The sequence below is a fragment of the Nocardia sp. 149-1B genome (assembly GCF_057747975.1).
Genome location: NZ_CM173233.1, coordinates 4,448,294 through 4,470,872, shown reverse-complemented (window position 1 = coordinate 4,470,872; position 22,579 = coordinate 4,448,294). Strand labels below are relative to the sequence as shown.

26 protein-coding genes and 1 tRNA gene are annotated in these 22,579 nt (G+C 71.7%); 13 read left to right on the top strand and 14 right to left on the bottom strand.

Annotated elements, in window-relative coordinates; translation table 11 throughout:
* Window positions 1-68 precede the first annotated feature (68 nt).
* From mmsA to AC3ANS_RS21390, 6 genes are all read left to right on the top strand, one after another.
* Window positions 69-1,598 (top strand): multiple monosaccharide ABC transporter ATP-binding protein, encoded by a 1,530-nt coding sequence (mmsA, locus tag AC3ANS_RS21415; RefSeq protein ID WP_488293595.1) that lies wholly within the window; start codon window positions 69-71, stop codon window positions 1,596-1,598.
* Window positions 1,599-1,601: 3 nt separating this feature from the next.
* The gene (gene mmsB / locus AC3ANS_RS21410) at window positions 1,602-2,867 is read left to right on the top strand and encodes a multiple monosaccharide ABC transporter permease (protein WP_488293594.1); all 1,266 of its coding nucleotides are present in this window, start codon (window positions 1,602-1,604) and stop codon (window positions 2,865-2,867) included.
* A gap of 37 nt (window positions 2,868-2,904) precedes the next feature.
* Entirely contained in the window at window positions 2,905-3,069 is a 165-nt protein-coding gene (locus AC3ANS_RS21405) for a hypothetical protein (protein ID WP_488293593.1), read from the top strand.
* Between the two features lie 130 nt (window positions 3,070-3,199).
* On the top strand, window positions 3,200-3,868 hold the full coding sequence (tmk, locus tag AC3ANS_RS21400) for a dTMP kinase (protein ID WP_488293592.1): 669 nt from the start codon (window positions 3,200-3,202) through the stop codon (window positions 3,866-3,868).
* The gene (locus tag AC3ANS_RS21395; protein WP_488293591.1) at window positions 3,865-5,034 is read left to right on the top strand and encodes a DNA polymerase III subunit delta'; all 1,170 of its coding nucleotides are present in this window, start codon (window positions 3,865-3,867) and stop codon (window positions 5,032-5,034) included. The genes tmk and AC3ANS_RS21395 overlap by 4 nt, the downstream gene beginning before the upstream one ends.
* Window positions 5,031-6,590: an alpha/beta hydrolase gene (locus AC3ANS_RS21390; RefSeq protein WP_488293590.1), complete on the top strand. Its 1,560-nt coding sequence runs from the start codon at window positions 5,031-5,033 to the stop codon at window positions 6,588-6,590. The genes AC3ANS_RS21395 and AC3ANS_RS21390 overlap by 4 nt, the downstream gene beginning before the upstream one ends.
* Window positions 6,591-6,683: 93 nt before the next feature.
* On the opposite strand, the gene AC3ANS_RS21385 is transcribed toward AC3ANS_RS21390, so the two are convergent.
* Genes AC3ANS_RS21385 through AC3ANS_RS21370 form a run of 4 tightly spaced genes read right to left on the bottom strand, consistent with a single transcriptional unit; the run spans window position 6,684 to window position 10,629 of the window.
* Entirely contained in the window at window positions 6,684-8,060 is a 1,377-nt protein-coding gene (locus AC3ANS_RS21385; RefSeq protein ID WP_488293589.1) for a flavin monoamine oxidase family protein, read from the bottom strand.
* The gene (locus AC3ANS_RS21380; protein WP_488293588.1) at window positions 8,057-9,250 is read right to left on the bottom strand and encodes a carcinine hydrolase/isopenicillin-N N-acyltransferase family protein; all 1,194 of its coding nucleotides are present in this window, start codon (window positions 9,248-9,250) and stop codon (window positions 8,057-8,059) included. Before AC3ANS_RS21380 ends, AC3ANS_RS21385 begins: the two co-directional genes overlap by 4 nt.
* 39 nt (window positions 9,251-9,289) lie before the next feature.
* The gene (locus AC3ANS_RS21375) at window positions 9,290-9,682 is read right to left on the bottom strand and encodes a limonene-1,2-epoxide hydrolase family protein (protein WP_488293587.1); all 393 of its coding nucleotides are present in this window, start codon (window positions 9,680-9,682) and stop codon (window positions 9,290-9,292) included.
* A complete protein-coding gene (locus tag AC3ANS_RS21370) occupies window positions 9,679-10,629 on the bottom strand; it encodes a LysR family transcriptional regulator (RefSeq protein WP_488293586.1) in 951 nt (316 codons plus the stop codon). The genes AC3ANS_RS21375 and AC3ANS_RS21370 overlap by 4 nt, the downstream gene beginning before the upstream one ends.
* Before the next feature lie 106 nt (window positions 10,630-10,735).
* On the opposite strand from AC3ANS_RS21370, the gene AC3ANS_RS21365 reads away from it, so the two are divergent.
* A complete protein-coding gene (locus AC3ANS_RS21365) occupies window positions 10,736-10,918 on the top strand; it encodes a hypothetical protein (protein WP_488293585.1) in 183 nt (60 codons plus the stop codon).
* A 118-nt stretch (window positions 10,919-11,036) separates the two neighbouring features.
* Window positions 11,037-11,112, top strand: a tRNA-Thr gene (locus AC3ANS_RS21360).
* Between the two features lie 203 nt (window positions 11,113-11,315).
* Here the strand turns inward: AC3ANS_RS21360 and AC3ANS_RS21355 are convergent.
* Window positions 11,316-11,945: a DUF305 domain-containing protein gene (locus AC3ANS_RS21355; RefSeq protein WP_488293584.1), complete on the bottom strand. Its 630-nt coding sequence runs from the start codon at window positions 11,943-11,945 to the stop codon at window positions 11,316-11,318.
* A gap of 258 nt (window positions 11,946-12,203) precedes the next feature.
* Between AC3ANS_RS21355 and AC3ANS_RS21350 the strand changes: the two genes are divergently transcribed.
* From AC3ANS_RS21350 to AC3ANS_RS21340, 3 genes are read left to right on the top strand one after another with little or no spacing between them, the layout of a single operon-like run.
* The gene (locus AC3ANS_RS21350) at window positions 12,204-12,752 is read left to right on the top strand and encodes a hypothetical protein (protein WP_488293583.1); all 549 of its coding nucleotides are present in this window, start codon (window positions 12,204-12,206) and stop codon (window positions 12,750-12,752) included.
* Between the two features lie 33 nt (window positions 12,753-12,785).
* Entirely contained in the window at window positions 12,786-13,484 is a 699-nt protein-coding gene (locus AC3ANS_RS21345) for a response regulator (protein WP_488293582.1), read from the top strand.
* Complete coding sequence (locus AC3ANS_RS21340; RefSeq protein ID WP_488293581.1) at window positions 13,481-14,590, top strand: sensor histidine kinase; 1,110 nt, start codon at window positions 13,481-13,483, stop codon at window positions 14,588-14,590. Before AC3ANS_RS21345 ends, AC3ANS_RS21340 begins: the two co-directional genes overlap by 4 nt.
* A gap of 47 nt (window positions 14,591-14,637) precedes the next feature.
* Here AC3ANS_RS21340 and AC3ANS_RS21335 read toward each other — a convergent pair whose 3' ends face one another.
* Window positions 14,638-15,078, bottom strand: coding sequence for an MMPL family transporter (locus tag AC3ANS_RS21335; protein WP_488293580.1), 441 nt, complete (start codon window positions 15,076-15,078; stop codon window positions 14,638-14,640).
* A gap of 7 nt (window positions 15,079-15,085) precedes the next feature.
* Window positions 15,086-15,553 carry a MarR family winged helix-turn-helix transcriptional regulator gene (locus AC3ANS_RS21330; protein ID WP_488293579.1) on the bottom strand — a complete coding sequence of 156 codons (468 nt, stop codon included), beginning with the start codon at window positions 15,551-15,553 and terminating at the stop codon, window positions 15,086-15,088.
* A gap of 115 nt (window positions 15,554-15,668) precedes the next feature.
* Here AC3ANS_RS21330 and AC3ANS_RS21325 point away from each other — a divergent pair, with 115 nt between their 5' ends.
* On the top strand, window positions 15,669-16,253 hold the full coding sequence (locus AC3ANS_RS21325; RefSeq protein ID WP_488293578.1) for an NADPH-dependent FMN reductase: 585 nt from the start codon (window positions 15,669-15,671) through the stop codon (window positions 16,251-16,253).
* 315 nt (window positions 16,254-16,568) lie between these two features.
* Here AC3ANS_RS21325 and AC3ANS_RS21320 read toward each other — a convergent pair whose 3' ends face one another.
* A complete protein-coding gene (locus AC3ANS_RS21320; RefSeq protein WP_488293577.1) occupies window positions 16,569-17,333 on the bottom strand; it encodes an SDR family NAD(P)-dependent oxidoreductase in 765 nt (254 codons plus the stop codon).
* A 34-nt stretch (window positions 17,334-17,367) separates the two neighbouring features.
* A complete protein-coding gene (locus tag AC3ANS_RS21315) occupies window positions 17,368-18,057 on the bottom strand; it encodes an SDR family oxidoreductase (protein WP_488293576.1) in 690 nt (229 codons plus the stop codon).
* A 101-nt stretch (window positions 18,058-18,158) separates the two neighbouring features.
* On the opposite strand from AC3ANS_RS21315, the gene AC3ANS_RS21310 reads away from it, so the two are divergent.
* Window positions 18,159-19,007, top strand: coding sequence for a helix-turn-helix transcriptional regulator (locus AC3ANS_RS21310; RefSeq protein WP_488293575.1), 849 nt, complete (start codon window positions 18,159-18,161; stop codon window positions 19,005-19,007).
* Window positions 19,008-19,015: 8 nt separating this feature from the next.
* Here AC3ANS_RS21310 and AC3ANS_RS21305 read toward each other — a convergent pair whose 3' ends face one another.
* Genes AC3ANS_RS21305 through AC3ANS_RS21285 form a run of 5 tightly spaced genes read right to left on the bottom strand, consistent with a single transcriptional unit; the run spans window position 19,016 to window position 22,510 of the window.
* Window positions 19,016-19,375 (bottom strand): hypothetical protein, encoded by a 360-nt coding sequence (locus AC3ANS_RS21305; RefSeq protein ID WP_488293574.1) that lies wholly within the window; start codon window positions 19,373-19,375, stop codon window positions 19,016-19,018.
* Between the two features lie 11 nt (window positions 19,376-19,386).
* Entirely contained in the window at window positions 19,387-20,154 is a 768-nt protein-coding gene (locus tag AC3ANS_RS21300; protein WP_488293573.1) for an FAD:protein FMN transferase, read from the bottom strand.
* Window positions 20,151-20,651 (bottom strand): FMN-binding protein, encoded by a 501-nt coding sequence (locus AC3ANS_RS21295; RefSeq protein WP_488293572.1) that lies wholly within the window; start codon window positions 20,649-20,651, stop codon window positions 20,151-20,153. Before AC3ANS_RS21295 ends, AC3ANS_RS21300 begins: the two co-directional genes overlap by 4 nt.
* Before the next feature lie 6 nt (window positions 20,652-20,657).
* The gene (locus AC3ANS_RS21290) at window positions 20,658-22,064 is read right to left on the bottom strand and encodes a ferredoxin reductase family protein (RefSeq protein ID WP_488293571.1); all 1,407 of its coding nucleotides are present in this window, start codon (window positions 22,062-22,064) and stop codon (window positions 20,658-20,660) included.
* Window positions 22,061-22,510, bottom strand: coding sequence for a hypothetical protein (locus AC3ANS_RS21285; RefSeq protein ID WP_488293570.1), 450 nt, complete (start codon window positions 22,508-22,510; stop codon window positions 22,061-22,063). Before AC3ANS_RS21285 ends, AC3ANS_RS21290 begins: the two co-directional genes overlap by 4 nt.
* Between the last annotated feature and the right edge of the window lie 69 nt (window positions 22,511-22,579).

Genomic DNA, 22,579 nt, shown 5'->3' with positions numbered 1-22,579 from the left:
CGGGCGGGCCTGGTGATCCCGGGCCCGCCCGCGGGCTACCAACCCTGATCCACCGAGGAGGTGGCCCCATGGCCCAGCCGATCCTGGAGATGCGCTCCATCACGAAGCGCTTCCCCGGCGTGCTGGCGCTGTCGGACGTCAACCTCGCCGTCGCGCGTGGCGAGATCCACGCGATCTGCGGTGAGAACGGCGCCGGCAAGTCGACGCTGATGAAGGTGCTGAGCGGTGTCCACCCGCACGGGACCTACGAAGGCGAGATCGTCTACGAAGGACAGCCCGTCGAGTTCTCCAACATCCGGCAGAGCGAGGCGGCCGGCATCGTCATCATCCACCAGGAGCTGGCGCTGATCCCGGACCTCTCGATCGCCGAGAACATCTTCCTCGGCAACGAGACCGCCACCCGGGGCGTCATCAACTGGGACGAGGCCAACAGCAGGGCGATCGAGCTGATGGCTCGGGTGGGCCTGCGCGAGAACCCGCTCACCGCGGTCAAGAACCTCGGCATCGGCAAGCAGCAGCTCGTCGAGATCGCCAAGGCCCTGAGCAAGGAGGTCAAGCTCCTCATCCTCGACGAGCCGACCGCCGCGCTGAACGACGAGGACTCCAACCACCTGCTCGACCTGCTCAAGGGCCTGCAGGGCAAGGGCATCACCTCGATCATGATCAGCCACAAGCTGAACGAGATCGCCCGCATCTCCGACTCGATCACGATCCTCCGTGACGGCAAGACGATCGAGACGCTGGACGTCACGGCCGGTGACGTCGACGAGGACCGGATCATCCGCGGGATGGTGGGCCGGAGCCTGGAGCACCGGTTCCCCGACCACACTCCCCAGATCGGCGGCGTGCTCCTCGAGGTCCGCGACTGGACCGTCATGCACCCGATGGACCACACCCGGGTCGTGATCGAGAGCGCGAGCTTCTCGGTGCACCGCGGCGAGATCGTCGGCATCGCGGGCCTCATGGGCGCCGGCCGGACCGAGCTGGCGCGCAGCATCTTCGGCCGCTCCTACGGCAGCAAGCACCACGGCACGGTGCGCCTCGACGGAAAGGAGCTGCGGCTCAAGTCGGTGCACGACGCGATCAAGGCCGGCATCGCCTACGTCAGCGAGGACCGCAAGGGCCTCGGGCTCAACCTCCTCGACGACGTGAAGACCTCGATCTCATCGGCAGGGCTCGACCGGCTCCGCAAGGGCCTCACGATCGACGAGCGCGAGGAGGTGCTGGTCGCCGAGCGCTATCGGCGCAGCTTCGGCATCAAGGCGCCGACCGTGACCACCGGTGTGCGCCAGCTCTCGGGTGGCAACCAGCAGAAGGTCGTCTTGGGCAAGTGGCTCTACACCGAGCCCCAGCTGCTGATCCTCGACGAGCCCACGCGCGGCATCGACGTGGGCGCCAAGTTCGAGATCTACGGGATCATCCAGACCCTCGCCAGCGAGGGGAAGGGGGTCCTGGTGATCTCCTCCGAGCTGCCCGAGCTGCTCGGGCTGTGCGACCGGATCTACACGCTCGCCGAGGGCGTGATCACCCACGAGTTCGCCAAGAGGGACGCCACCCAGGAGTCCCTCATGCGGTACATGACAGCGGATGCGAGATAACTGATGACCTCCTTCACCACCATCCTGCGCGGGAACATCCGCCAGTACGGGATGATCATCGCCCTGGCGGCGCTGCTCATCTTCTTCCAGCTCACGACCGACGGCGTGATGCTCAAGCCGATCAACGTGTCCAACCTGATCGTGCAGAACGCCCAGATCCTGATCCTCGCCATCGGCATGGTGATCGTGATCGTGGCCCGCCACATCGACCTCTCGGTCGGGTCGGTCGCCGCGTTCGTCGGCGCCGTCGGCGCCATCTTGATGACCAAGCACGACGTGCCGTGGCTGCTCGCCGTGGTCCTGTGTCTCGCGCTCGGCGCCCTGATCGGCGCCTGGCACGGCTTCTGGGTCGCGTACGTCGGCATCCCGGCGTTCATCGTGACCCTCTCGAGCATGCTGCTCTTCCGCGGCCTGACGCTGGTGGTGCTCAAGGGCGCGACCGTCGGTGGTCTGCCGGACGGGTTCAAGGAGATGGGCAACGGCTTCCTGCCCGAGGTCGGCCCGGACACCAACCTGCACAACCTCACCATGGTGCTGGGTGTGCTCCTCGTCGCGGTGCTCGTCTTCCTCGACTTCCGCAAGCGCCAGGCCTCCAAGCGCTACAACTTCGAGGTCCTCCCGTTCACGCTGTTCGCGCTGAAGCAGGTCCTCCTCGGTGCGGTCATCATGGAGTTCGCCTACCTGCTGGCGGACGCCCGCGGCCTGCCGCGAGTCGGCCTGGTCCTCTTCGTGCTGATCGCGGTCTACACGTTCATCATGTCGCGCACGGTCTTCGGCCGGCACGTCTACGCCATCGGCGGCAACGTCGACGCCGCGACGATGTCGGGCGTCAACACCAAGCGCGTGGACTTCCTCGTGATGACGAACATGGGCTTCCTCGCCGGCCTCGCCGGTCTGGTCACCACGGCCCGCCTCACGGCCGCCAACCCCAAGGCCGGCGTGAACTTCGAGCTCGACGCCATTGCGGCGTCGTTCATCGGCGGCGCTGCCGTCACCGGCGGTGTCGGCACCGTGATCGGCGCCATCATCGGTGGTCTCGTCATGGGTGTGCTCAACAACGGCATGTCGCTGAACGGCGTCTCGATCGACTGGCAGCAGGCCATCAAGGGCCTGGTGCTGCTGGGCGCGGTCGCCTTCGACGTCTGGAACAAGAAGCGCACCGCCGGCAGCGGTGGCGCCGGAGCCGAGGCCGAGGCGACACCGCCACCACCTGACGAGCTCGTCGCGGAGATCGCTCATCTCGAAGCGGAGCCACCCGGCGTTCGCTGAGCCGCATCGCCCGGCGGTGCGTGGGTACCGCCAGCACATGGCTGACCCCACTCCCGCCCGCCGCCGGGCCCTGATGCTGGTGGTCCTCGGCATCGCCGCCGTCGGACTGCTCTCGATGCTGCTGATCGGCCTGTTGTCGGGTGACGACACCGACCAGGTCGATCCGCAGAACGGCGAGCTCGTCACACTGTTCCGAAGCTAGGCGCGAGACCACCGAGTCCGAGCCCCGAGACCCCCACCCTGACCAGGGGATCTCGGGGCTCGGCATCATTTCGGGGCCGTTCTGGGGACCCGTGGTGGCAACCGTCGGTGCAGCCCCGTAGGTTCCTCGCGTGAGCACTGGACCCGCCGCCGCTCCGCTCGGGGTGTACGCCGAGACCGGGGTCTTCGTCTGCTTCGAGGGCGGCGACGGGTCGGGCAAGTCCACACAGTCCCAGCTTCTCGGCCGGTGGCTGGAGCAGCAGGGCTACGGCGTCGTGCTCACCTTCGAGCCCGGGGCGACCGAGGTCGGCCGCCAGATGCGCTCGATCGTGCTCAGCCCCGAGACCGGCCGGATCTCCGATCGCACCGAGGCGCTGCTCTACGCCGCCGACAAGGCCGAGCACGTCCATGCGGTCGTCCAGCCTGCGCTCGACCGGGGCGAGGTCGTGATCACCGACCGCTACGTCGACTCGATGCTCGCCTACCAGGGCGCCGGTCGCGACCTCGACGTCGCCGAGGTCGAGGAGGTGGCGCGCTGGGCGACCCATGACCTGCGCCCGCACCTCACGGTCGTGCTCGACCTCGAGCCGGCCCACGGGCTGGGCCGGTTCGAGGAGCGCGACCGCATCGAGGGGGAGTCGTTGGAGTTCCACCTGCGGGTGCGCGAGCGCTACCTCGCGATGGCGGCCGAGGACCCTGCCCACTACCTGGTGATCGACGCCCGTGCCGACCGCGACGACATCGCCTCCCAGGTGCAAGCGCGGCTGGTGCCGTTGCTGGCGCAGGCGGTGCGGCGATGATCCCCGGCACAGTGTGGGACAACCTCGTCGGCCAGCACCGCGCGGTCGAGGCACTGCGGGCGGCGGCCGACGGGCAGGGGATGAGCCACGCGTTCCTGTTCACCGGGCCCCCGGGATCGGGCCGGTCCAACGCCGCGGTCGCCTTCGCGGCGGCACTGCAGTGCGAGCGGACCGGTGACGAGCGCGGGTGCGGCACCTGCCACGAGTGCCACACGGTGCTGGCCGGCAGCCATGCCGACGTCGCGGTGATCCGCACCGAGAAGCTCTCGATCGGCGTCGACGAGATGCGCGACCTGGTCCGCCGCTCGGCGCTGGCACCGGTCGGGCGCCGCTGGCAGATCATGATCGTCGAGGACGCCGACCGGCTCACCGAGCGCGCCTGGAACGCCCTGCTCAAGGCCATCGAGGAGCCCGCACCGCGCACGGTCTGGATGCTCTGCGCGCCGACCGTCGAGGACGTGCTCCCGACCATCCGGTCTCGCTGCCGGCTGGTCACGCTCACCACGCCGACAGTCGAGGACGTCGCCCGGTTCCTCGCCCGTTCCGACGGCGTTGACGCCGCGGTGGCGTCGTACGCCGCCCGCGCCAGCCAGGGCCACATCGGTCGCGCCCGCGCCCTGGCCCGCGACGAGGCGACCCGCAACCGGCGCCGCGAGGTGGTCGCGCTGCCCGCGCGGCTGGTGTCGCTGCGGGCCTGCATGGATGCCGCCACCAGCCTGAGCGACGTCGCCAAGCAGGAGGCGGAGCTGATGACCGGCGAGCTGGACGCGCGCGAGAAGGCCGACCTCGACAGCGCCTACGGCGTGGTCGAGCGCGGCCGCCGACCGCGCGAGTACGCTCCGGCGCTGCGCGACATGGAGAAGGACCAGAAGGCCCGGGCCAAGCGGCGCCACCTCGACGTCGTCGACCGTGGGCTCATGGACCTGGTCTCGGTCTACCGCGACGCGATCGCGGTCGCACTCGGGGTGCCCGGGCAGCTGGTCAACGAGGAGATCCGCGGTGACGTCCAGCTGCTGGCCCGGGTCTCGACCCCTGAGGCCAACCTGCGCCGCATCGCGGCGATCTTCGAGGCCCGCGAGCAGATGCTGGAGTTCAACGTGCAGCCGATGCTGGCGCTCGAGTCGATGATGGTCGCCCTGGTGGCGCCGGAGGTGCGCGCCGGATGAAGCGCCTCCTGGTCGCCCTCGTCGTGATCGCGCTGCTGCTCGGCGTCGGGGGTGTCGCCACGATCGCCGTGCTCGGCGTGGGCGACGACGGCTCCAGCTCGACGCCGCGCACGGCCGCCCCCACGACCTCGCCCGAGGCGGGCGCGACCGAGCCGCCGAGCCCCGGGCTGGCCGCGTTCTACTCCCAGAAGCTGACGTGGTCGGCCTGCCCCGACGACGACGCGCTCTGCACGAAGCTCACCGTCCCGCTCGACTACCACCACCCCGACGGCGACACGATCGACCTCGCGGTGCTCAAGGTCCCCGCGGCCGATCCGGACCACCGGCTCGGCTCTATGGTCGTCAACCCGGGCGGCCCCGGGGCGCCCGGCACCGACTACGCCGCCAGCGCGGCGACGGTGTTCCGCAAGCCCCTGCTCGACGCCTACGACGTGGTCGGCTTCGACCCCCGTGGCACCGGCGACAGCGACCCGGTCGACTGCCTCTCCGACGCCCAGCTCGACGACTACGTCGCGACCGACCCCGACCCGGACACCCCCGAGGAGGTCGCGACCTACGAGGGCTGGGTCGACGCGCTCGGCCGCGGCTGCACCGAGCGGTCGGGTGCGCTCGCCTCGCACATCACCACCATCGAGGCCGCCCGCGACATGGACGTCCTGCGCGCGGCGCTCGGCGAGTCGACGTTGACCTACTTCGGCGCCTCCTACGGCACCAAGCTCGGCGCGACGTACGCCGACCTCTTCCCCGACAAGGTCGGCCGGATGGTGCTCGACGGCGCCGTGGACCTCTCGATCGACGCACGCGAGCTCAGCCTCGAGCAGGCCGCGGGCTTCGAGACCGCGCTGCGCGCCTACGTCGCCAACTGCGTGGACGAAGGCAGCTGCTTCCTCGGCGACTCGGTCGACGCCGGGCTGGATCGGATCCGCTCGTTCATCGACCAGGTCGACGCTCATCCGCTGCCGGGCAGCGACGGCCGAGAGCTCGACGTCGGCAACGCGTTCTACGGGATCGTGCTCCCGCTCTACAGCCGCGACTACTGGGTGATCCTCAGCCAGGCGCTGAAGGCCGGATTCGCAGGCGACGGCTCGGTGCTGCTCCAGCTCTCCGACCTCTACACCTCCCGCGGGGCCGACGGCTACACCGACAACAGCGCCGAGGCGATCTACGCGATCAGCTGTCTCGACGACCCCTACGCGATCTCGCCCGACCAGGTGCCCGACAACCTGCCGGACTTCGAGGCGGCGTCGCCGACGTTCGGCAGCGTCTTCGCCTGGGGGCTGACCAACTGCGGTGGCATCCAGGCGAAGTCGACCGAGTCGCCGCGGACGATCCGCGCCGCCGGCGCCGCCCCGATCGTCGTGGTCGGCACGACCCGCGACCCGGCCACGCCGTACGACTGGGCGGTCCACCTGGCCCACCAGCTCGAGTCCGGCGTCCTCGTCAGTCGCGACGGCGACGGCCACACCGGCTACAACTCCGGCAACGAGTGCGTCGACGGAGCGGTCGAGTCCTACCTCGTCGACGGCACCGTGCCGAAGGACGGCCTCAGCTGTTGAGCGTGCTGCCACGCTCGGATGCGCGGTCCCGCGGGCCGGTCCGCAGCTGCACGCCGGGCTGAGGCTGCCTCACCGGTGGCTCACTGGTGGACGTCAGGGGCGGAGCAGAGCCGTGACCTCGTCGGCCGTGGCCTCGCCGGATCGCACGGCCCCTTCCATGTAGCCGTTCCAGACCGGTGAGCACTCGGCGCCGGCCCAGTGGAGGCGGCCGACCGGTTCGCGCAGCGCGTGCCCGAAGCCGGTCCACACCCCGGGCGCGAAGTGGGCGCCGTAGCATCCGCGGGTGAACTCCTCGGCCATCCAGTCGCGCTCGACGTACTCGAGGGGAGCGGCGGCCTGCGGGCCGAAGTAGCGCACGAAGCAGTCGACCACCGCCGCCTGGCGGTCCTCGGCCGAGCGCCGGGCCCACTCCCGGCCGTCCGCCGCCTCGATGAAGCCCATCAGGATGCCGCGGTCGTAGCCGGGCGGGGTGTTGTCGAAGGTGACCTTGACCGGTCCGACGTCCGAACCGGCCTGACCGTTGAGGCCCTGCTCGCGCCAGAACGGCGTGGGGTAGACCGCATAGACCTTGAACACGCTGCCCGCTGGGACCTTCTGGGTCAGCTGGTCCCGCCAGCTCGGCAGCGGTGGGTCGTACTCCAGCCGCCCGGCGAGCGCCGGGGGCACCGTGATGATCGCGTGCTCTGCGTCGTACGTCGCGCCGTCGCGGGTGGTGACGCGGACACCGCCGTCGTCCTGGCGCACCGACCGGACCGGCTGCCCGAGTCGGACGTCGAGCCCGGCCGCGAGCCGCTCGCTGATCTGCCAGGAGCCGCCCGCGATCCGGTCCTGCTGGGCACCGCGGTCGACCGCCATCAGCGTGTCCATGTCGGTGCCGGAGCGGGTGTAGAAGAGCGCGTGGAGCAGGGAGAGGTCCGAGAGGTCGGCCGAGAACACCGCCTCGCAGTAGAGCTCGAAGTACGCGCGCCCCTGGGGTGTGCGCAGGTTGCGCTGCACCCACGTGCGGAACGTCTGGCCGTCCAGCGCGGCCGCCCGGTCGCTCGACCACGGCTGGTCGAGGTCGACCTGACGCGCCAGCCGGGCGAAGCGCAGCGTTCCCTGCGCCAGGTCGGCGATCGCGAAGGGGTTCAGCCGCGGGATGGCGCCCTTCTTTCCGGCGAGCCGGCCGGTCCGACCGCACAACGAGAACACGATGTCGCCGTCGTTGTACGTCGGGATCGTCTCCAGGCCGAGCTCCCCGATCAGCTCGTACATCCGGTCCTGGGTCGGCCCCACCCACTGGCCGCCCAGCTCGATCCACTGCCCGTCGCTCAGGGCACCGGCCTCGGTGCGCCCGCCCACGCGGTCGCGCGCCTCGACGACGACCACCGAACGTCCGGCCGAGTGCAGCCGCCTGGCCGCGGCCAGGCCGGACAGGCCGGCCCCGACCACGATGACCTCGGACCTGAACCCGGAGCTGGTCTCACTCATGCGCCCACTGCCTTTCGTTCGAAGCCTGCCCAGCGCCGGCGCGCCCAGCTCGGCCTGGTGTCGCCCGTGGTCCCGGCTGCCAGCGCCGACCACCGTTCCCGGAGCGCCTCTGCCTCCGTGAGCGCGGCCGCGGCCGGCGGCGGATCTGCCACCCAGCGCTGCTGGGCCTCGTCGCGTTCGGGCGCGACCCGCGCCTCGACACCGGCCCAGTCGCGCAGCGCGTCGCGGTGCAGCCGCTCGTGGCGCCACCACAGCGACCGGTCGTCGCGGCGGTTGCTCACGCCCTCGGTGGGGTAGGCCCCCTCCGCGAGTGGCTCACCCACCCGCAGGGGAACGAACAGCGACAGCGCCGGGTCGGCTGTTCCGGTCGCCCAGTGGGTGCCCGACCCGAGGTCGCTCACCCACGACGACACGGTCTGGCTGGAGGCGAGCAGGCCGCCCGCGTGCATGTTCGGGCCGGACATGGAGCCGTTGAGCGGCGACCACCGGGGCCCGCCGTCGGTGCCGTTGTCGCGCAGGATCGAGATCGCGTCGAGCACGCCGTCCGCCCCGCCGGCCCGGCCCTGGGTGAGCGCCTGCCGCACGGCGCAGCCGGCGACCCGGCCGCGCAGCCGGTCGGCGTACCGCTCCGCGAAGCCCGGGATCGTCAGGCCGTTGCTGATGCTCCGTGCGGTGCCGGTGACCTCCTCGCTCGCCCAGTGCCGACCGGCGGTCTCGAGCACGATCGCGCCGCCGCGGTCGGCCACGAGGAAGCTGTTGTGGTAGCCGAAGCGTCGGTGCTCCGCGCTGCACGGCCCGCTCTGCCCGTGCTCCTCGAGCAGGACGACGATCACCTCGACTGCCTCACGGGCCGAGGTGGACCGCTCCAGCGCGAGGCGCAGCAGGTCCATGCCGAGCAGGCCCGGGGTGAGGCTCGTGCGCTCCTTGGTGAACACGGCCTCGTTGCCGATCGCGACGCCGTGCTCGTTGGCGCCCATCTCGGCGCCCCACATCCACCACGGCCGGGAGACCACCGTCGCGTGGGTGTGCGCCACCTGGGGCAGGTCGACGTACGTCGCGGTGGCGCGCTCACCGTCCGTGTGGTCGGCCGCGGACGTCCACGCCCACAGCTGCGCCTCGTTGGGGTCGCGGTCGGAGTTCTTCGCGAGCACCGTCCCGGTCTCGGTGCGGAAGACGAAGGTGTCGCACACGAGTCGCAGCGTAGGGGTGCGCGGCCCCGGTGCGCGCCGCTATCGCGAGGTCAGCACCCGTCCCAGGCCGACGACCCCCGAGCCCAACAGCTCCAGCCAGCTGAACGCGTCGTCCCAGAGGGTGATCCTGCCGTCGAGCACCGTGAAGGTGCCGCGCACCCCGAAGGAGGTCTCCCAGCCGGAGTAGGTGATCACGTCGGTGCGGTCGGTCAGCACGGTCTCGCCGTCGGCGGCGACGTGGCGCCAACGGACCTCGAAGCCGACGCCGCGCCTGGCCATGTCGCGCAGCATCTGGTGGACACGCTCTCCTCGGAACGCCGGCATCCCGGTGTTGCGCCACTCGACGTCGGGGGCGAGCAGGGCCAGTGCCTCCTCGGTCTCGGCCCTGGCGAGGTGCTCGAGGAAGTCGCGGACGGTCTGCTCGGCGCTCATGTCTCGACGGTAGCCCGCGGTGGTCGATGCGTCACCGGCTCGGCGATCGCCTGGATGCGAGCGGTCGCCAGCTCGATCATGAGCCGGGCGGCGGGCGACAGGATCGCCCCGGTGCGGTGGACCACCGCGAACGTGTCGTACTGCCGGGGCCGCAGCGCCACCCACCCGGCCTCGGGGGCCAGTCGCGGCAGCAGCTGGCGGGCCGCGCCCCGGGGGATCACCGAGTCGGCGTACCCCATGCCGACCAGCTCGACGGCGGTCTCGATGTCCTCGACCTCGATCCGCGTCGGCGGGTTGCGGCCGGTCTCGAGGAGCAGCTGCCGCAAGGTCGCCCGGGTCGAGTCGACGGCGCGGTACGTCGTCTCCGACATGACGAGCGATGCCTGGGCGAGCCGGTGGGCGGTGACCGGCGTGGCCAGGCGGGTGTGGTCGGCGCTGATGTAGACGAGCTCCTCGCGCGCGACCGGGGTCACGGTCAGCCCTTCGCTGTCGACGCGGGGGACGGCGAGCATCGCGGCCTCGAGCCGGCCCCGGCGCAGGTCCTCGGCGACCTCGGTGGAGTTCTGGCCGACCAGCTCGACGCGCAGCCCGGGGTAGCGCGAGAGCACGTCGGCGATGAGCCCCGCGCCGGCGTACAAGCGGGCGATGCCGAGCATCCCGAACCGGATCGTGCCGGTCTCGAAGGACTTCACGCTCTGCACCGCCTGGCGCGCCTCGTCGACCGACGCGAGCACGCGCTCGGCGTGCGGGCGCAGCGTGTCCGCGACCGTGGTGGGCACCACGCCACGGCCGACCCGGCGGAACAGCTGCACTCCCAGCGACTTCTCCAGTGCACGGATCTGCTCCGAGACCGACGGCTGCGCATAGCCGAGCTCCTCAGCCGCGGCCGTCAGCGACCCGTGCTCGTAGGTGGCCAGGAAGCAGGTGAGCTGGTGCAGGGACAACATAGGAGAGTCCTTGGGTTGCTGAAGGAAACCAAGGCTATCCCTATGACTTGCTCCCGGTCAGGATGGAGGGGCACGATCCGCCGCCGACCTCCAGGAGCGTCCTTCGATGTTCGACCACCACTGCACCGCCTGCGACCGGCGCGAGCTGATCTTCCCGACCCAGATCACCGGCGTCACCAACACCGACCAGGGCATCGTGGTGACCTTCGAGTGCTGGTGCGGCGCCGAGCAGTCCATGCTCACCGGCCGTGGCGCCACGCGGCCTGTTGCCGCGACCCTCGCCGCCTGACGGCTCGCCCACGAGCGGCGCGACCGACCTGGGTCCCCGTTTTCGTCCCCGGCCCCCGGCGTCCGTATACTTCTCCGGGTTGCCCGGACCCTGGACCTCCAGATCTCCCGGGCGGCACGCCGCCTTAGCTCAGTCGGTAGAGCGTCTCACTCGTAATGAGAAGGTCGTCGGTTCGATTCCGACAGGCGGCTCCAGGTGATGTCGCAGCACATCGGCGAAGCCCGGACCCAGTGACTTGGGTCCGGGCTCACTTGTTTCTGGGTGCTGGGCCTGGACGTCACGCGGGTTCGATGTGGGTGTCCGACCAACGGGTCGATCACGACACACGCATCGCCTGGGTCGATGCGGCCGGGTCGTAGTTCGGGGCGCCGCGGCGCGCGGGCCACGGCCTGGGCGATCAGGAGCCCAGGAGCTCCTGCATGTGGTCGATCTCGGCCTGCTGGTCGGTGATGATCTTCGCGGCGAGGGCGGTCGCGTCGGGGTTCTCGCCGTCCTTGACCTCGGCCTTGGCCATCTCGATGGCGCCCTGGTGGTGCTCGATCATCATCTGCAGGAACATCCGGTCCCACGCGGGGCCGGTCGCGGCCTTCAGGCCGTTCATCTGATCGGCGTCCATCATGCCGGGCATCTCCGAGCCCGTGCCGTGGCCCATGTCGCCGTGGCTCATGTCCATCGGGACGTCTGCGCCCCAGGACCTCAGCCAGCCGGTCATCGTCTCGATCTCGGGGCCCTGGGCGGCCTTGATCTTCTGGGCGAGGTCCTTCACGTCGGCGCTGGACGCCCGGCCGTCGGCCATCTCCGCCATCTCCACCGCCTGCTGGTGGTGGGGGATCATCTGCTGGGCGAACGTGACGTCCGCGTCGTTGAACGCCGCATCCGACGCGTCGGCCCCGGGGGCTCCGGTGGCACCGGTGCTCTGACTCGTGGTCGCCGGGCTGTCGCTGGTGTCGCTGCCGCAGGCCGCGAGGGTGAGCCCGGCGAGAGCCAGGACGGTGAGGGTGGCCAGGGTCTTCTTGATCAACGTCATCTCCGATGGGTGGGGGTGAGGGAAGCGTCGTGCGTCGTCCACGGTCCCCGACTCTCGTGGAGAGACAAGGCGGGTGAGGTCAAGATTCGTTGAAGATCGCCGGATCTCGGGCTGGGCCGCGCGACCCGAGCCGGTCCTCGCGCCTGCGGCCCGCCGCGTGCTTCACGGAAGCTTCACGATCGCCGCCGGGTCTTCCTCACATTCGACGAGCACCGTTGAGGTGAGAAGGCGGAGACCGACCACCAGGAGCTGAGAACGATGACGATCAACCGCAGGACGATGACGGTGGGCCTGGCGGCCCTCGCGTTGGTGGGTGTGACCAGCGGAGGGGTCGCGTGGGCCACGAGCGATGGCAACGGATCGACGCCGTGGAGCTCGAACGGTCGGCACTGTCTGTACGGACAGGGCGTGGGCGACCAGGAGTACTCGCCGATGACGGCGGCGGCGGACTACCTGGGGATCACGCGCACGGAGCTCGTCACCCGCATGCACGACGGCCAGTCCCTGGCCGATGTCGCCGGCGAGGAGGGGAAGTCGGTGGCCGGCCTCAAGGAGGCGATCGTCTCCGCGATGAGGAGCGGGCTGGCCGCCGACGAGGACCTGACCCCCGCGCAGCGGACCGCCATGCTCGCCCTGCTGGAGAGCCACCTGGACGCGATGATCACAGGCACCCACCTGGGCGGCATGGACTGGGACGACATGGGCGGCATGATGGGCGGCTCGCCGAGGGTGGGCGGACCCGGTGGCGGCATGATGGGTGGGTTCGGTGGCGGTGGGATGGGCTTCGGCGGCTCGATGATGGGCTGAGCAGTCTCCGCTACCGCCCATCCGGAGGTGCACATGCCCACAGTCCTCGTCGTCGATGACGAGCCGCACATCCGGACGGTGCTGCGCGGCTACCTGGAGGCGAGCGGGTTCGACGTGGCAGAGGTGCCGGACGGACAGGCTGCGCTCGACGCCGTACGCCGGCCCTCGTCCGGGCCGGTCGACCTCGTGCTCCTCGACGTGATGATGCCCGGGATCGACGGGCTCGAGGTGCTGCGTCAGCTGCGCACCTTCTCGGAGGTGTGCGTCATCGTCGTCACGGCCCGCAGCGAGGAGGTCGACAAGCTGGTCGGGCTGGGCGTCGGGGCGGACGACTACATCACGAAGCCCTTCAGCCCCCGCGAGGTCGTCGCCCGCGTGCAGACCGTGCTCCGCCGTGGTCGCGGCGCTCCGGTGGGTGACGATGCGCGGCTCCGGTTCACCGGACTGACGATCGATCCCGTCGCCCGTGAGGTCGAGACGAACCAGGGTCAGGTCGGCCTGTCGTCGCTGGAGTTCGACCTGCTGGTCGCCTTGGCCCGGGCGCCCGGCCGGGTGTTCTCGCGGCGCCAGCTGCTGGAGCAGGTCTGGGGCCATGACTTCTTCGGGGACGAACGGGTCGTGGACGTCCACATCCGCAGTGTCCGCGCCCACCTCGGCGACGACGCCGGCGCTCCTCACCTGATCGCTACCGTGCGCGGCGTCGGCTACAAGTTCATCGGCGGCTCGCGATGAGGATGCGCCTGCCCGCTCGCTTGTTCCTGTCGTACGTCGTGGTCCTCCTCCTCGGCGCTGTCGTGTCCTACGCGACGGTCCGGCTGCTCGCTCCCCAGCTGTTCGACCAGCGGATGGGCATGATGAACGGCAGCCCCCGGATGATCGGCGGCGACCACACCTCCTCGAACGTGCACGCGGCGTTCACCTCCGCGCTGGACACGGCCCTCGTGGTCGGCGTGCTCGCGAGTGTGGGTGCAGCCGCCGTGGTCGCCGTGCTCGTCACTCGCCAGCTGCTGCGTCCGCTCGACGGGGTGCGAGCCGCGACCCGCCAGATCGCGGCCGGGCACTACGAGGCGAGCGTGCCGCTGCCCTCGACGCCCGAGCTGGCCGAGCTGGCGTCCGACGTCAACGCACTCGGCGCCGCGGTCGCAGCGACGGAGACCCGGCGTACGCGCCTGCTGGGCGAGGTGGCGCACGAGATGCGCACCCCGTTGACGTCTCTGGACGGGTACGTCGAGGGGATGATCGACGGGGTGTTCCCGGCGGACCACGACACCCTGGGGGCGGTGAGCGAGGAGCTGCGTCGGCTCCACCGGCTCGCCGACGACCTCTCCAGCCTGTCGCGCGCGGAGGAGGGACGCCTGGAGCTGCGGCGCGTCGATGCCGACCTCGCCGACCTCGTGCGGCGCGCCGCGAGCCGGTTGGCCCCCCAGTTCCAGGACGCGGGGGTCGCGCTGGTCGTCGATGCGCCGTCGGCGGTGGCCGTCCACGTCGACCCGGACCGCATCACCCAGGTCCTGACCAACCTGCTCGGCAATGCCCTGGTGGCGACCGCCGCGGGCGGGACCGTCACCGTCCGGGCGCGAGCCGCTGCCGGGGCCGCCGAGGTGGTGGTCAGCGACACCGGGGTCGGCCTGGAGCCCGAGGACGTCGTTCGGGTCTTCGAGCGCTTCTACCGGGCGTCCGGCAACCCGCGCCGATCCAGCGGATCGGGCATCGGGCTGACGATCGCGCGCGGCATCGCCCGCGCCCACGGCGGTGACGTCACGGCCGCGTCCGAGGGTCGGGGTCAGGGTGCCCGGTTCACGCTGCTGCTGACGCTCGCGAGCTCGCCTCAGGATTGAGGTCGCGGGTGTCGACCGGGCGGGACGTCCGGCCGCGGTCCCGGGCCTCAGGCATCGCCCGGTCGCAGCGCCGCCGGCCCGTCCCGACGCGAGCTCCCCGGCAGCAGTGCGTCCAGCCATGCGGGGATCCACCAGTTCGCGCGGCCCAGCACCGACATGGCGGCCGGGACCAGCATCAGTCGAACGACGGTCGCGTCGACGGCCACGCTGACGGCGAGACCGACCGCGAGCATCTTGACCACCACGTCGTCGGTGGTCGCGAACGCGAGGAACACGCTCACCATCACCAGAGCGGCGCACGAGATCACCCGTGCCGTGGCGGCAAGACCCTCGGCCACGCTCGCCGTGGTGTCGCCCGTGCGCAGCCAGGCCTCCCGCACCCGCGAGAGCAGGAACACCTCGTAGTCCATCGACAGCCCGAACACGATCGCGAACATCATCATGGGGACGAACGACTCGACCGGGACGCTCTCGTCCAGCCCGAGCACGCTGGACTCAGGACGGCCGGTAGGGACCGAGCTGCTCGATGACGTGCTGGCAGATCCGGGTCAGCGCCTGGACGTCCCGGGGAGACAGTGCGTCGAAGACGAGCTCGCGCACGCGGGCGACGTGGCCGGGGGCCGCGTCCTGGATCCGCTCGAGGCCGTTCGGGGTGATGTGGGCGTTGGTCTGCCGGCCGTTCGTCGGGTCCTTCTCCCGACGGGCCAGACCCTTGCCCTCCATTCGCCTCATCAGGTGGGACAGGCGCGACTGCTCGGCGTTGGTGAGGAAGGCCAGGCTCGACATCCCGACCGTGCCGTCCGGCGCCTCCGACAGTGCCGCCAGCACGTAGTACTCGAGGAAGCTCAGGCCGGCGTCGTCCTGCAGCTGCTGGTCGAGAGCGTCGGGCAGTCGCGCGAGGGTCTGCATCAGGGCTCGCCACGCAGCCATCTCCGTGTCGTCGAGCCAGCGCGGGTCGTCCACGGCGGCATGCTACCTGGATCGAATTTGAACATTCATATGTTGCGACGTACGGTCATTCATGAACATTCAAACGTGGGGACTGTGGGTCGCTCACGACATCGAAGGAGAAGGCTTCATGGCCGAACTGAAGATCGGGGTCATCCTGGGCAGCACCAGGCCGGGGCGGAACGGGAAGGCCGTCGCGGACTGGGTCGTCGAGCGGACGGCAGGTCGCGATGCGGCGGACTACGAGCTCGTGGACCTCGCGGACTACCCGCTGCCCCACCTCGACGAACCCGTCCCGCCCGCCCTGCAGAGGTACACCCATGACCACACCAAGCGCTGGTCCGCCCGGATCGCGACGTACGACGGGTTCGTGTTCATCAGCCCGGAGTACAACCACTCCACGTCGGGGGTGCTGAAGAACGCGCTGGACTACCTCAACGCCGAGTGGAACAACAAGGCCGCGGCGCTGGTCACCTACGGCAACGTGGGTGGAGCTCGGGCGGCCGAGCACCTGCGCGGCATCCTCAGTGAGCTCCAGGTCGCCCACGTGCGCCAGCAGATGGCGTTCTCGCTCCACACCGACTTCGAGCAGTTCACGACGTTCGCCCCGGGACCTCAGCACGAGGGCTACCTGACGGTGATGCTCGACCAGCTGGAGGCCTGGGCCGGTGCGCTCAGGCCGCTGCGCGCCGACCGGCTCGCCCTGCAGCGCTGAGGCCTGGTCCAGGTTGAGCGCGCGGACTCGGGCTCTCCTGGCGAATGTGCGGGGGTCGGACGCCGACCTGTGGTCACTCCGGGACGTCATACGTCGCCACGCTCAGGAAGAGCACTCTCCGTATGACGTCCCGGCGACCAGGCCCCGGCGGGCGGCCGGACAGTCCAGCACGGCGAGGCCGCTGAGGCTCGCGGTGGCGAACCCACGCATGCAGCAGTCGAGCCCGACTCGCCATCCTCAGAGGGTGTCGGGCGGCGAGTCCGCGTCGGTGGTCGCGAAGAAGGCGAGCATGGCCGACGACCGCGGACCGGAGCCCTACTGCGCGGTCCAGCCCCCGTCGACGGCGAGCAGCGCCCCCGTGACGAACGACGACGCCGGGGACGCCAGGAACGCGATCGCCTCGGCGACCTCCTCGGGACGGCCGATCCGCCCGATGGGGTGCGCATCCCCGAAGCTCGCCAGCATCTCGCGGCCGTTGTCGACCACGCCCTCCATGATGTCGGTGTCGATGACGCCGGGCAGGACGGCGTTGCTCCGGATGCCGTGCGGGCCGCCCTCGATCGCGAGCACCCGCGTCATCTGGGCGAGCGCGCCCTTGGAGGCGGCGTACGCCGTCTGGGTCGCGAACGCGACGACGGAGGACACCGAGGCGACCGAGACGATCGCGCCGCCGCCGGCCTGCTGCATGACGCGGAACGCCTCGCGGGCGTGGAGGAAGTTGCCGCGCGCGTTGGTGGCGAGGATCGCGTCGAACTCCTCGGCGCTGGTGTCGGTGATCAGCTTGTTGAGCGTGCGGCCGGCGTTGTTGACCAGGATGTCGACGCCGCCGAACCGCTCGACCGCCAGGCGGATGGTGTTGCGCGCGGTCGTCTCGTCCGCGGCGTCGCCGACCAGGGTCGCGGTCTCGGGACCTTCCTGGGCACGGACGTCGTCCGAGAGGTCGGTCGCGACCACGCGGGCGCCGCGCTCGCGCAGCAACGTGGCCGTGGCCAGGCCGATGCCGCGGGCGGCGCCGGTCACGACCGCGGTCGTGCCGGCCAGGTCGTAGGAGGAGGGCAGGGTGGAGATCGGGTTCGCCATGGTGGCAGTCCTTCCGGTGGAGATCGGTGGTCGGTCAGGAGAGGCGCAGCACCGAGGGGAATCCCTCGGACTCACCGCGGTGGTGGGCCCACAGGTCGGCTGCGACCCGGTCGGGATGGTGGGCGTCGGTGCGTTCGCGGTCGACGGGGCCGACGATCACGGTGTGGCCGACGCGGAGGCCGGTGCCCTCGAGGGCCTGGCGGAGCAGCGCGACGTACGTCGTGGTCGCGGTCGTCGTGACCGCGCTCGCGGCGCGCGCAGGGTCGGGGTGCAGGCCCGCGCTCCCGGTGGTGAACAGCAGCGAGCCCTGTCCGCGCTCGAGCATGGCGGGCAGCGCCCGCTCGACGACTGTCGCGGCACCGGCGATGCCGAGGCGCAGTGACGCCATCAGCTCCTCGGGCCGGGTCTCGAGCACCGGCTTGATCAGGCCGATGTCGGGGATCGGGCTGAAGCAGAGCACCGAGGCCGGGCCGAGCGCGGTGGCGAGCTCGTCCAGTGCGGCGCCCAGCTGGTCCGGGTCGGTGGCGTCCGCCGGGGCGCTCGCCACCTGGACGCCGGTGCGGTCGCCGAGCGCGGTCGCCATGGCGGCGACGCGCTGCCCGTCGCGGGCGATGAGTCCCACGGCGTACCCGGCATCCGCGAACCGTTCGGCGACCGCGGCGCCGATGCCGGGGCCCGCGCCCACGACGATCGCGACCTTGCTGGGGATGTCGTTGCTGGTCATGCGCTCCACTGTGGTTGCCGTCCGGGAGGGGGAGAAGGGTGCGTCGTCCCTGGGAGTGCTGCACCCCCTTTCGTCCTCCGGGGCCGACCTAGACTCGCCCCATGCCGACCGGTCCCCTGGGGGAGTACCTGCGGGCGCGCCGCGCGCAGGTGAGCCCCGAGTCAGCGGGCGTCCCGACGTACGGCGTGCGCCGCGTGCCCGGGCTGCGCCGTGAGGAGGTCGCGACCCTGGCCGGCATGAGCGTCGACTACTACGTCCGGCTCGAGCAGGGCCGCGAGCGCAGCCCATCTGCGCAGGTGGTCGACGCGCTCGCCGAGGTGCTGCAGCTCGACGACGACGCGCGGCTGCACCTGTACGCCGTGGCCGGGCTGGCGCCGGGAGCCGCGCGCGTCTCGCTCCCCGAGCGGGTCGACCCGGAGCTGCTCCGGCTCATGGACATGTGGCCCGACACCCCGGCGATCGTGCTGGGTCGCGCGTACGACGTGCTGGCCGGGAACCCGTTGGCGTACGCGCTCTTCGACGGGTTCAAGCAGGGGCCGAACCTGTTGATGAAGATCTTCCTCGATCCCGACGCGCACTCCTTCTACGTCGACTGGGATCAGGTCGCGAGGTACACCGTCGCCGGATTCCGGCTCCTCCAGGGCCGTGCACCGACCGATTCCCGCATCCGCGAGGTGGTCGCGGAGCTGAGCCGGCGCAGCCCGGAGTTCGTCGAGCTGTGGCAGACGCACGAGGCACGCGGCAGGCGGCTGGAGAGCAAGCGGTTCGACCACCCCGAGGTGGGCGACCTGACGTTGCGCATCAACGCGTTCGACGTGCGCTCGGCGCCGGGGCAGGAGCTGATCGTCTACCACGCCGAGCCGGGCTCACGCAGCGCCGAGGCCCTCGCGTTGCTCGGCAGCCTGGTGGCGACGAGCGCCCGCGAGGCGGCCGAGCGAGCCGGCGGATAGTCCTCAGCTCACGCGAGCCAGCGGGCGGCCGCCTCGAAGGTGTCCGACGGGGTCGAGTTGAAGGCGATGGGCGCACCCGGTGCGTGCCGGTGGACGAGGTTGACGACCTGCTCGAACAGCTCGAGGTCACCGCGCACCCCGCCTCCGATGACCACGCACTCCCACGGCCGCGAGGACAGAGCCGCGGTGAGGACGGCCGGTACGTCGTCGCTGCCGTCCAGCCCGACCAGGCAGAACTCCGCGCCCACGCCGTGCTCGACGAACCGTGCCTTGCCGGCCTCGATGCCCTCGGCGACCGGCTGCGGGTCCCACGGCCCGGGCACCCGATAGGGGTCCAGCCCGATCACCAGCACGCGCGGCGTCTCCATGGGTGGAGACGCTAGGTCACGGCGGGCGAGGTCGCGAACGTGTCGGTGGACCCGTCGCTCCAGACCACGACACCGGAACGGCCCGGCCGGGTCCGCAGCCACGCGAGTGCGTCGCGCCCCATCGCGAACGCGGCCGTCGCGTCGATGTCGGCCCAGGTGAGGTCGCGGGCGACCACCGTCACCGAGGCGACGCCGCGGGGGTGGGCGCCGGTGCGCGCATCCACGATGTGGTGGCCGCGGTGTGCCGTGCCGGACGTCGCGACCGCGCCGTTGCCCAGTGGGAGCACCGCCACCAGGCGTCGGGGGTGGCGTGGATCCTCGATCCCGATCCGCCACGGGGCGCCGGCGGGATCGGCGACCCGGCACACCATGTCGCCGCCGCCCGAGAGGCACACGTCGGTGCCGTCCAGGTCGGCGAAGGCCGCGGCCGCGCGCTCGATCGCCCAGCCCTTCACCACCCCGTCGGTGTCGAGGACCGTGGTGCCGTCCGGCCCGGCACGGCGTACGTCGAAGGCGCCGCCGCTGTCGATCCGGGCCGACTCGGCGAGCGTCAGCACCTCGGCGACCTCCGCCGGGCACTCCTCCACGGCGACCTCGCCGCGCCCGAGCCGGGAGACGAAGGAGTCCTCGCGGTAGGTGCTGAACACCCGGTCGACGCCGTGGAGGAAGGTCACCGCGGCGGCCCAGGCGTCCTCGGCGCGCGGACCGCCGGCGTGCCGGCCGCGCAGGGCGAGGCTGACCGGCAGCCCCATGACCTGCTCGACGCGGCGGTAGGTCACAGCCCCGCCTGGTCGAGGGCGCTCTGCAGCGACTGCAGGTAGCCCACGCTGGTCACGGTCGCGCCGCTGACCATGTCGATGTCCGCGCTCTGCTGGGCGATGGTCTCCTGGACCAGGGTCGGGATCGCGTAGGCGTTGATCTCCTGGTCCTCGTGGTTGCCGTTCGGGTACTGCACGACGTCCACGGCCGTGATCTCCCCGCCTTCGACGGTGAGCTGGACCTGCACCGGACCCCACTGGGTGGAGACCGCGTCGCCGGTGACCGTGGTGGCCGCGGAGGTGGAGTCGGAGGTGGAGTCGGAGGTGGAGCCGGAGGTCGAGTCGGAGGTCGAGTCGGAGGTCGAGCCGGACGTCGAGCCGGAGGAGGCCCCCGCGTCGTCGGTCACGATCGAGGTGGGCGGGTTGGTGGCCAGGCTCCCCTCGGTCGAGGTGTGGTAGCCGAACAGCAGCACCAGCACCGAGACGGTGCTGAGCAGCCAGAGGGCGATGCGCTTCACGTCAGATCACCAGCTGAAGGTCTCGAGGTGGAGCCGGTCGTCGGGGAGCCCCGCGCCGGCCAGGTCACGGCGGACCAGCTCGGTCCAGCCGTCGGGGCCACAGACGTAGACGTCGCGCTCGGCGAGGTCCGGGATCCACGACCGGAGGGCGTCGAGGTCGGCGACCCCGTCCAGGCCCGCCCCGAGCCACGAGTCGGGCCCGCGCCGGTGGCCCGGCAGCCGGATCACCCGCAGCCCGCGCTCGCGGGCCAACGTGTCGATCTCGGCGGCGAAGAGCGGGGTGGCGGTGTAGCGCTCGACGTACACGGCGTCACCGGGGGCGTACGGCAGGCCCTCGGCGAGCGCGCGCAACGGAGCGGTGCCGACGCCGGCGCCGATCATGGCCACACCCGGGCGGGTGCGTGCCCGTGCGGAGAGCCGGCCGTAGGGGCCCTCGATCAGCGCCCGGGTGCCGGGCCGGAGCGAGGCGACCGCGGCGCTGCCGTCGCCGACGACCTGCACGGTGATCCGCAGGCTGCGGCCGTCGGGTGCGGCGGAGAGCGAGTACGGGTGGGTCCGGGTCCAGCCGGGACCGGCGAGGAAGCGCCAGGAGCAGAACTGGCCCGCTTCGACGGGCAGCCGGTCAAGGTGCCGCCCGGTGAGGTAGACCGAGAAGACGCCGTCGGTCTCCCGCACCACGGAGGTGACCCGGAGCGCGTGGCGCAGGTTGCGCCAGACGGGCAGGCCCACCCGCCAGCCGAGCACCGCGGCAGCCGCGATGCCCCACGCGGTCCACCAGAACACCGTCCGGCCGGTCGAGGACATCAGTTCCTGGCCGGTCCACAGCTGGTGCGGGAGCGCGAGCCCGACGCCGGCGTACGCGTAGAGGTGCAGCAGGTGCCAGGACTCGTAGCGGACCCGGCGCCGGGCGGCCCGGATGCTCGTGGCGACGACCAGGAACAGGCACCCGGTGCCGGCGACGGCGAGCAGCATGCCGGGGTAGTCGACGGTCAGGTCCCACAAGGTGCGTGGGGTGCCGGTGAGCTCGCCGGCCGCGTAGCCCCAGGTGATCAGCACGACGTGGGCGAGCATCAGGTCGAACGACGTGAAGCCGACCAGCCGGTGGGTCCGCGCGAGGCGGTCCTGGCCGAACGCCGCCTCGAGGGGCGGGACCCGGGACATCAGCACGACCTGGGCGAGCAGCAGCACCGACGCGACCAGGCCGGTGATCCGGCCGAGGGAGAGGAGCGCGCCCGTCCAGTCGCCCAGGTCCTGGAGCCCGCCCCCGGCCACCCACCAGTAGGTGACCAGGAGCAGGGCCAGCCAGAGGGCGGCGGTGGCGCCGATGCGCACCGCCTCGTCGAGCCGGTGTCGGCGGTCGTCCGCGACCGCCTGTACGGCGGTGGCCTCGGGGCGCGCGACCGTGGCCGTCACGACGCGGTGCCGGGGGCTGAGCCCGGCGCATCGCCGCCCATGCCGCCGCCCACGCCACCGCCCAGGTCGCCGTCTCCGTCACGGTCCTGGAAACCAGGTCCGGGCCGCTCACCCTGACCGGGACCGTGCTGCCACTGCTGGCCGACCTCGCGCGGGTCCGGGGTCCGGTCGACCGACGCGCGGCCGGTGAGGAATCCGCCCAGGCCCACGAAGACGACCAGTGCGGAGAGCCCGGCGGCGAGCCAGCCCTGGCGGCCGGGCCGGTCGAGCAGGGCCCGCCACCGGGCCGGCCGCTCCGGAACGGTCGGCGCCGGTGGCGGAGTCTCGGTGGCCGGCGCGGGGAGGGGCGGGCCAGCGGGTGGGGGCCCGGCCGGGCCCGCGGGGTCGGTGGGGTTGCTGGTGTCGCTGGGCTCCCAGCGGTTGCCGCTCGGCGTCTGCTCGGTCACGGGTCCTCCTCGTTCGGTTGACCTCATCGTGGGACGGCGTCGTGGGTCGCCGGTGTGTGCTTGCTGTGC

Bases quoted from the DNA above. Each gene is read 5' to 3' on its own strand.
- AC3ANS_RS21305 (WP_488293574.1), bottom strand. From the start codon at position 19,375: ATGGAGACGCCGCGCGTGCTGGTGATCGGGCTGGACCCCTATCGGGTG.
- AC3ANS_RS21375 (WP_488293587.1), bottom strand. From the start codon at position 9,682: ATGAGCGCCGAGCAGACCGTCCGCGACTTCCTCGAGCACCTCGCCAGG.
- AC3ANS_RS21385 (WP_488293589.1), bottom strand. From the start codon at position 8,060: ATGAGTGAGACCAGCTCCGGGTTCAGGTCCGAGGTCATCGTGGTCGGG.
- mmsA (WP_488293595.1), top strand. From the start codon at position 69: ATGGCCCAGCCGATCCTGGAGATGCGCTCCATCACGAAGCGCTTCCCC.
- AC3ANS_RS21405 (WP_488293593.1), top strand. From the start codon at position 2,905: ATGGCTGACCCCACTCCCGCCCGCCGCCGGGCCCTGATGCTGGTGGTC.
- AC3ANS_RS21390 (WP_488293590.1), top strand. From the start codon at position 5,031: ATGAAGCGCCTCCTGGTCGCCCTCGTCGTGATCGCGCTGCTGCTCGGC.
- AC3ANS_RS21320 (WP_488293577.1), bottom strand. From the start codon at position 17,333: ATGGCGAACCCGATCTCCACCCTGCCCTCCTCCTACGACCTGGCCGGC.
- AC3ANS_RS21355 (WP_488293584.1), bottom strand. From the start codon at position 11,945: ATGACGTTGATCAAGAAGACCCTGGCCACCCTCACCGTCCTGGCTCTC.
- AC3ANS_RS21345 (WP_488293582.1), top strand. From the start codon at position 12,786: ATGCCCACAGTCCTCGTCGTCGATGACGAGCCGCACATCCGGACGGTG.
- AC3ANS_RS21315 (WP_488293576.1), bottom strand. From the start codon at position 18,057: ATGACCAGCAACGACATCCCCAGCAAGGTCGCGATCGTCGTGGGCGCG.
- AC3ANS_RS21395 (WP_488293591.1), top strand. From the start codon at position 3,865: ATGATCCCCGGCACAGTGTGGGACAACCTCGTCGGCCAGCACCGCGCG.
- mmsB (WP_488293594.1), top strand. From the start codon at position 1,602: ATGACCTCCTTCACCACCATCCTGCGCGGGAACATCCGCCAGTACGGG.
- AC3ANS_RS21350 (WP_488293583.1), top strand. From the start codon at position 12,204: ATGACGATCAACCGCAGGACGATGACGGTGGGCCTGGCGGCCCTCGCG.
- AC3ANS_RS21365 (WP_488293585.1), top strand. From the start codon at position 10,736: ATGTTCGACCACCACTGCACCGCCTGCGACCGGCGCGAGCTGATCTTC.
- AC3ANS_RS21370 (WP_488293586.1), bottom strand. From the start codon at position 10,629: ATGTTGTCCCTGCACCAGCTCACCTGCTTCCTGGCCACCTACGAGCAC.
- AC3ANS_RS21325 (WP_488293578.1), top strand. From the start codon at position 15,669: ATGGCCGAACTGAAGATCGGGGTCATCCTGGGCAGCACCAGGCCGGGG.
- AC3ANS_RS21310 (WP_488293575.1), top strand. From the start codon at position 18,159: ATGCCGACCGGTCCCCTGGGGGAGTACCTGCGGGCGCGCCGCGCGCAG.
- AC3ANS_RS21340 (WP_488293581.1), top strand. From the start codon at position 13,481: ATGAGGATGCGCCTGCCCGCTCGCTTGTTCCTGTCGTACGTCGTGGTC.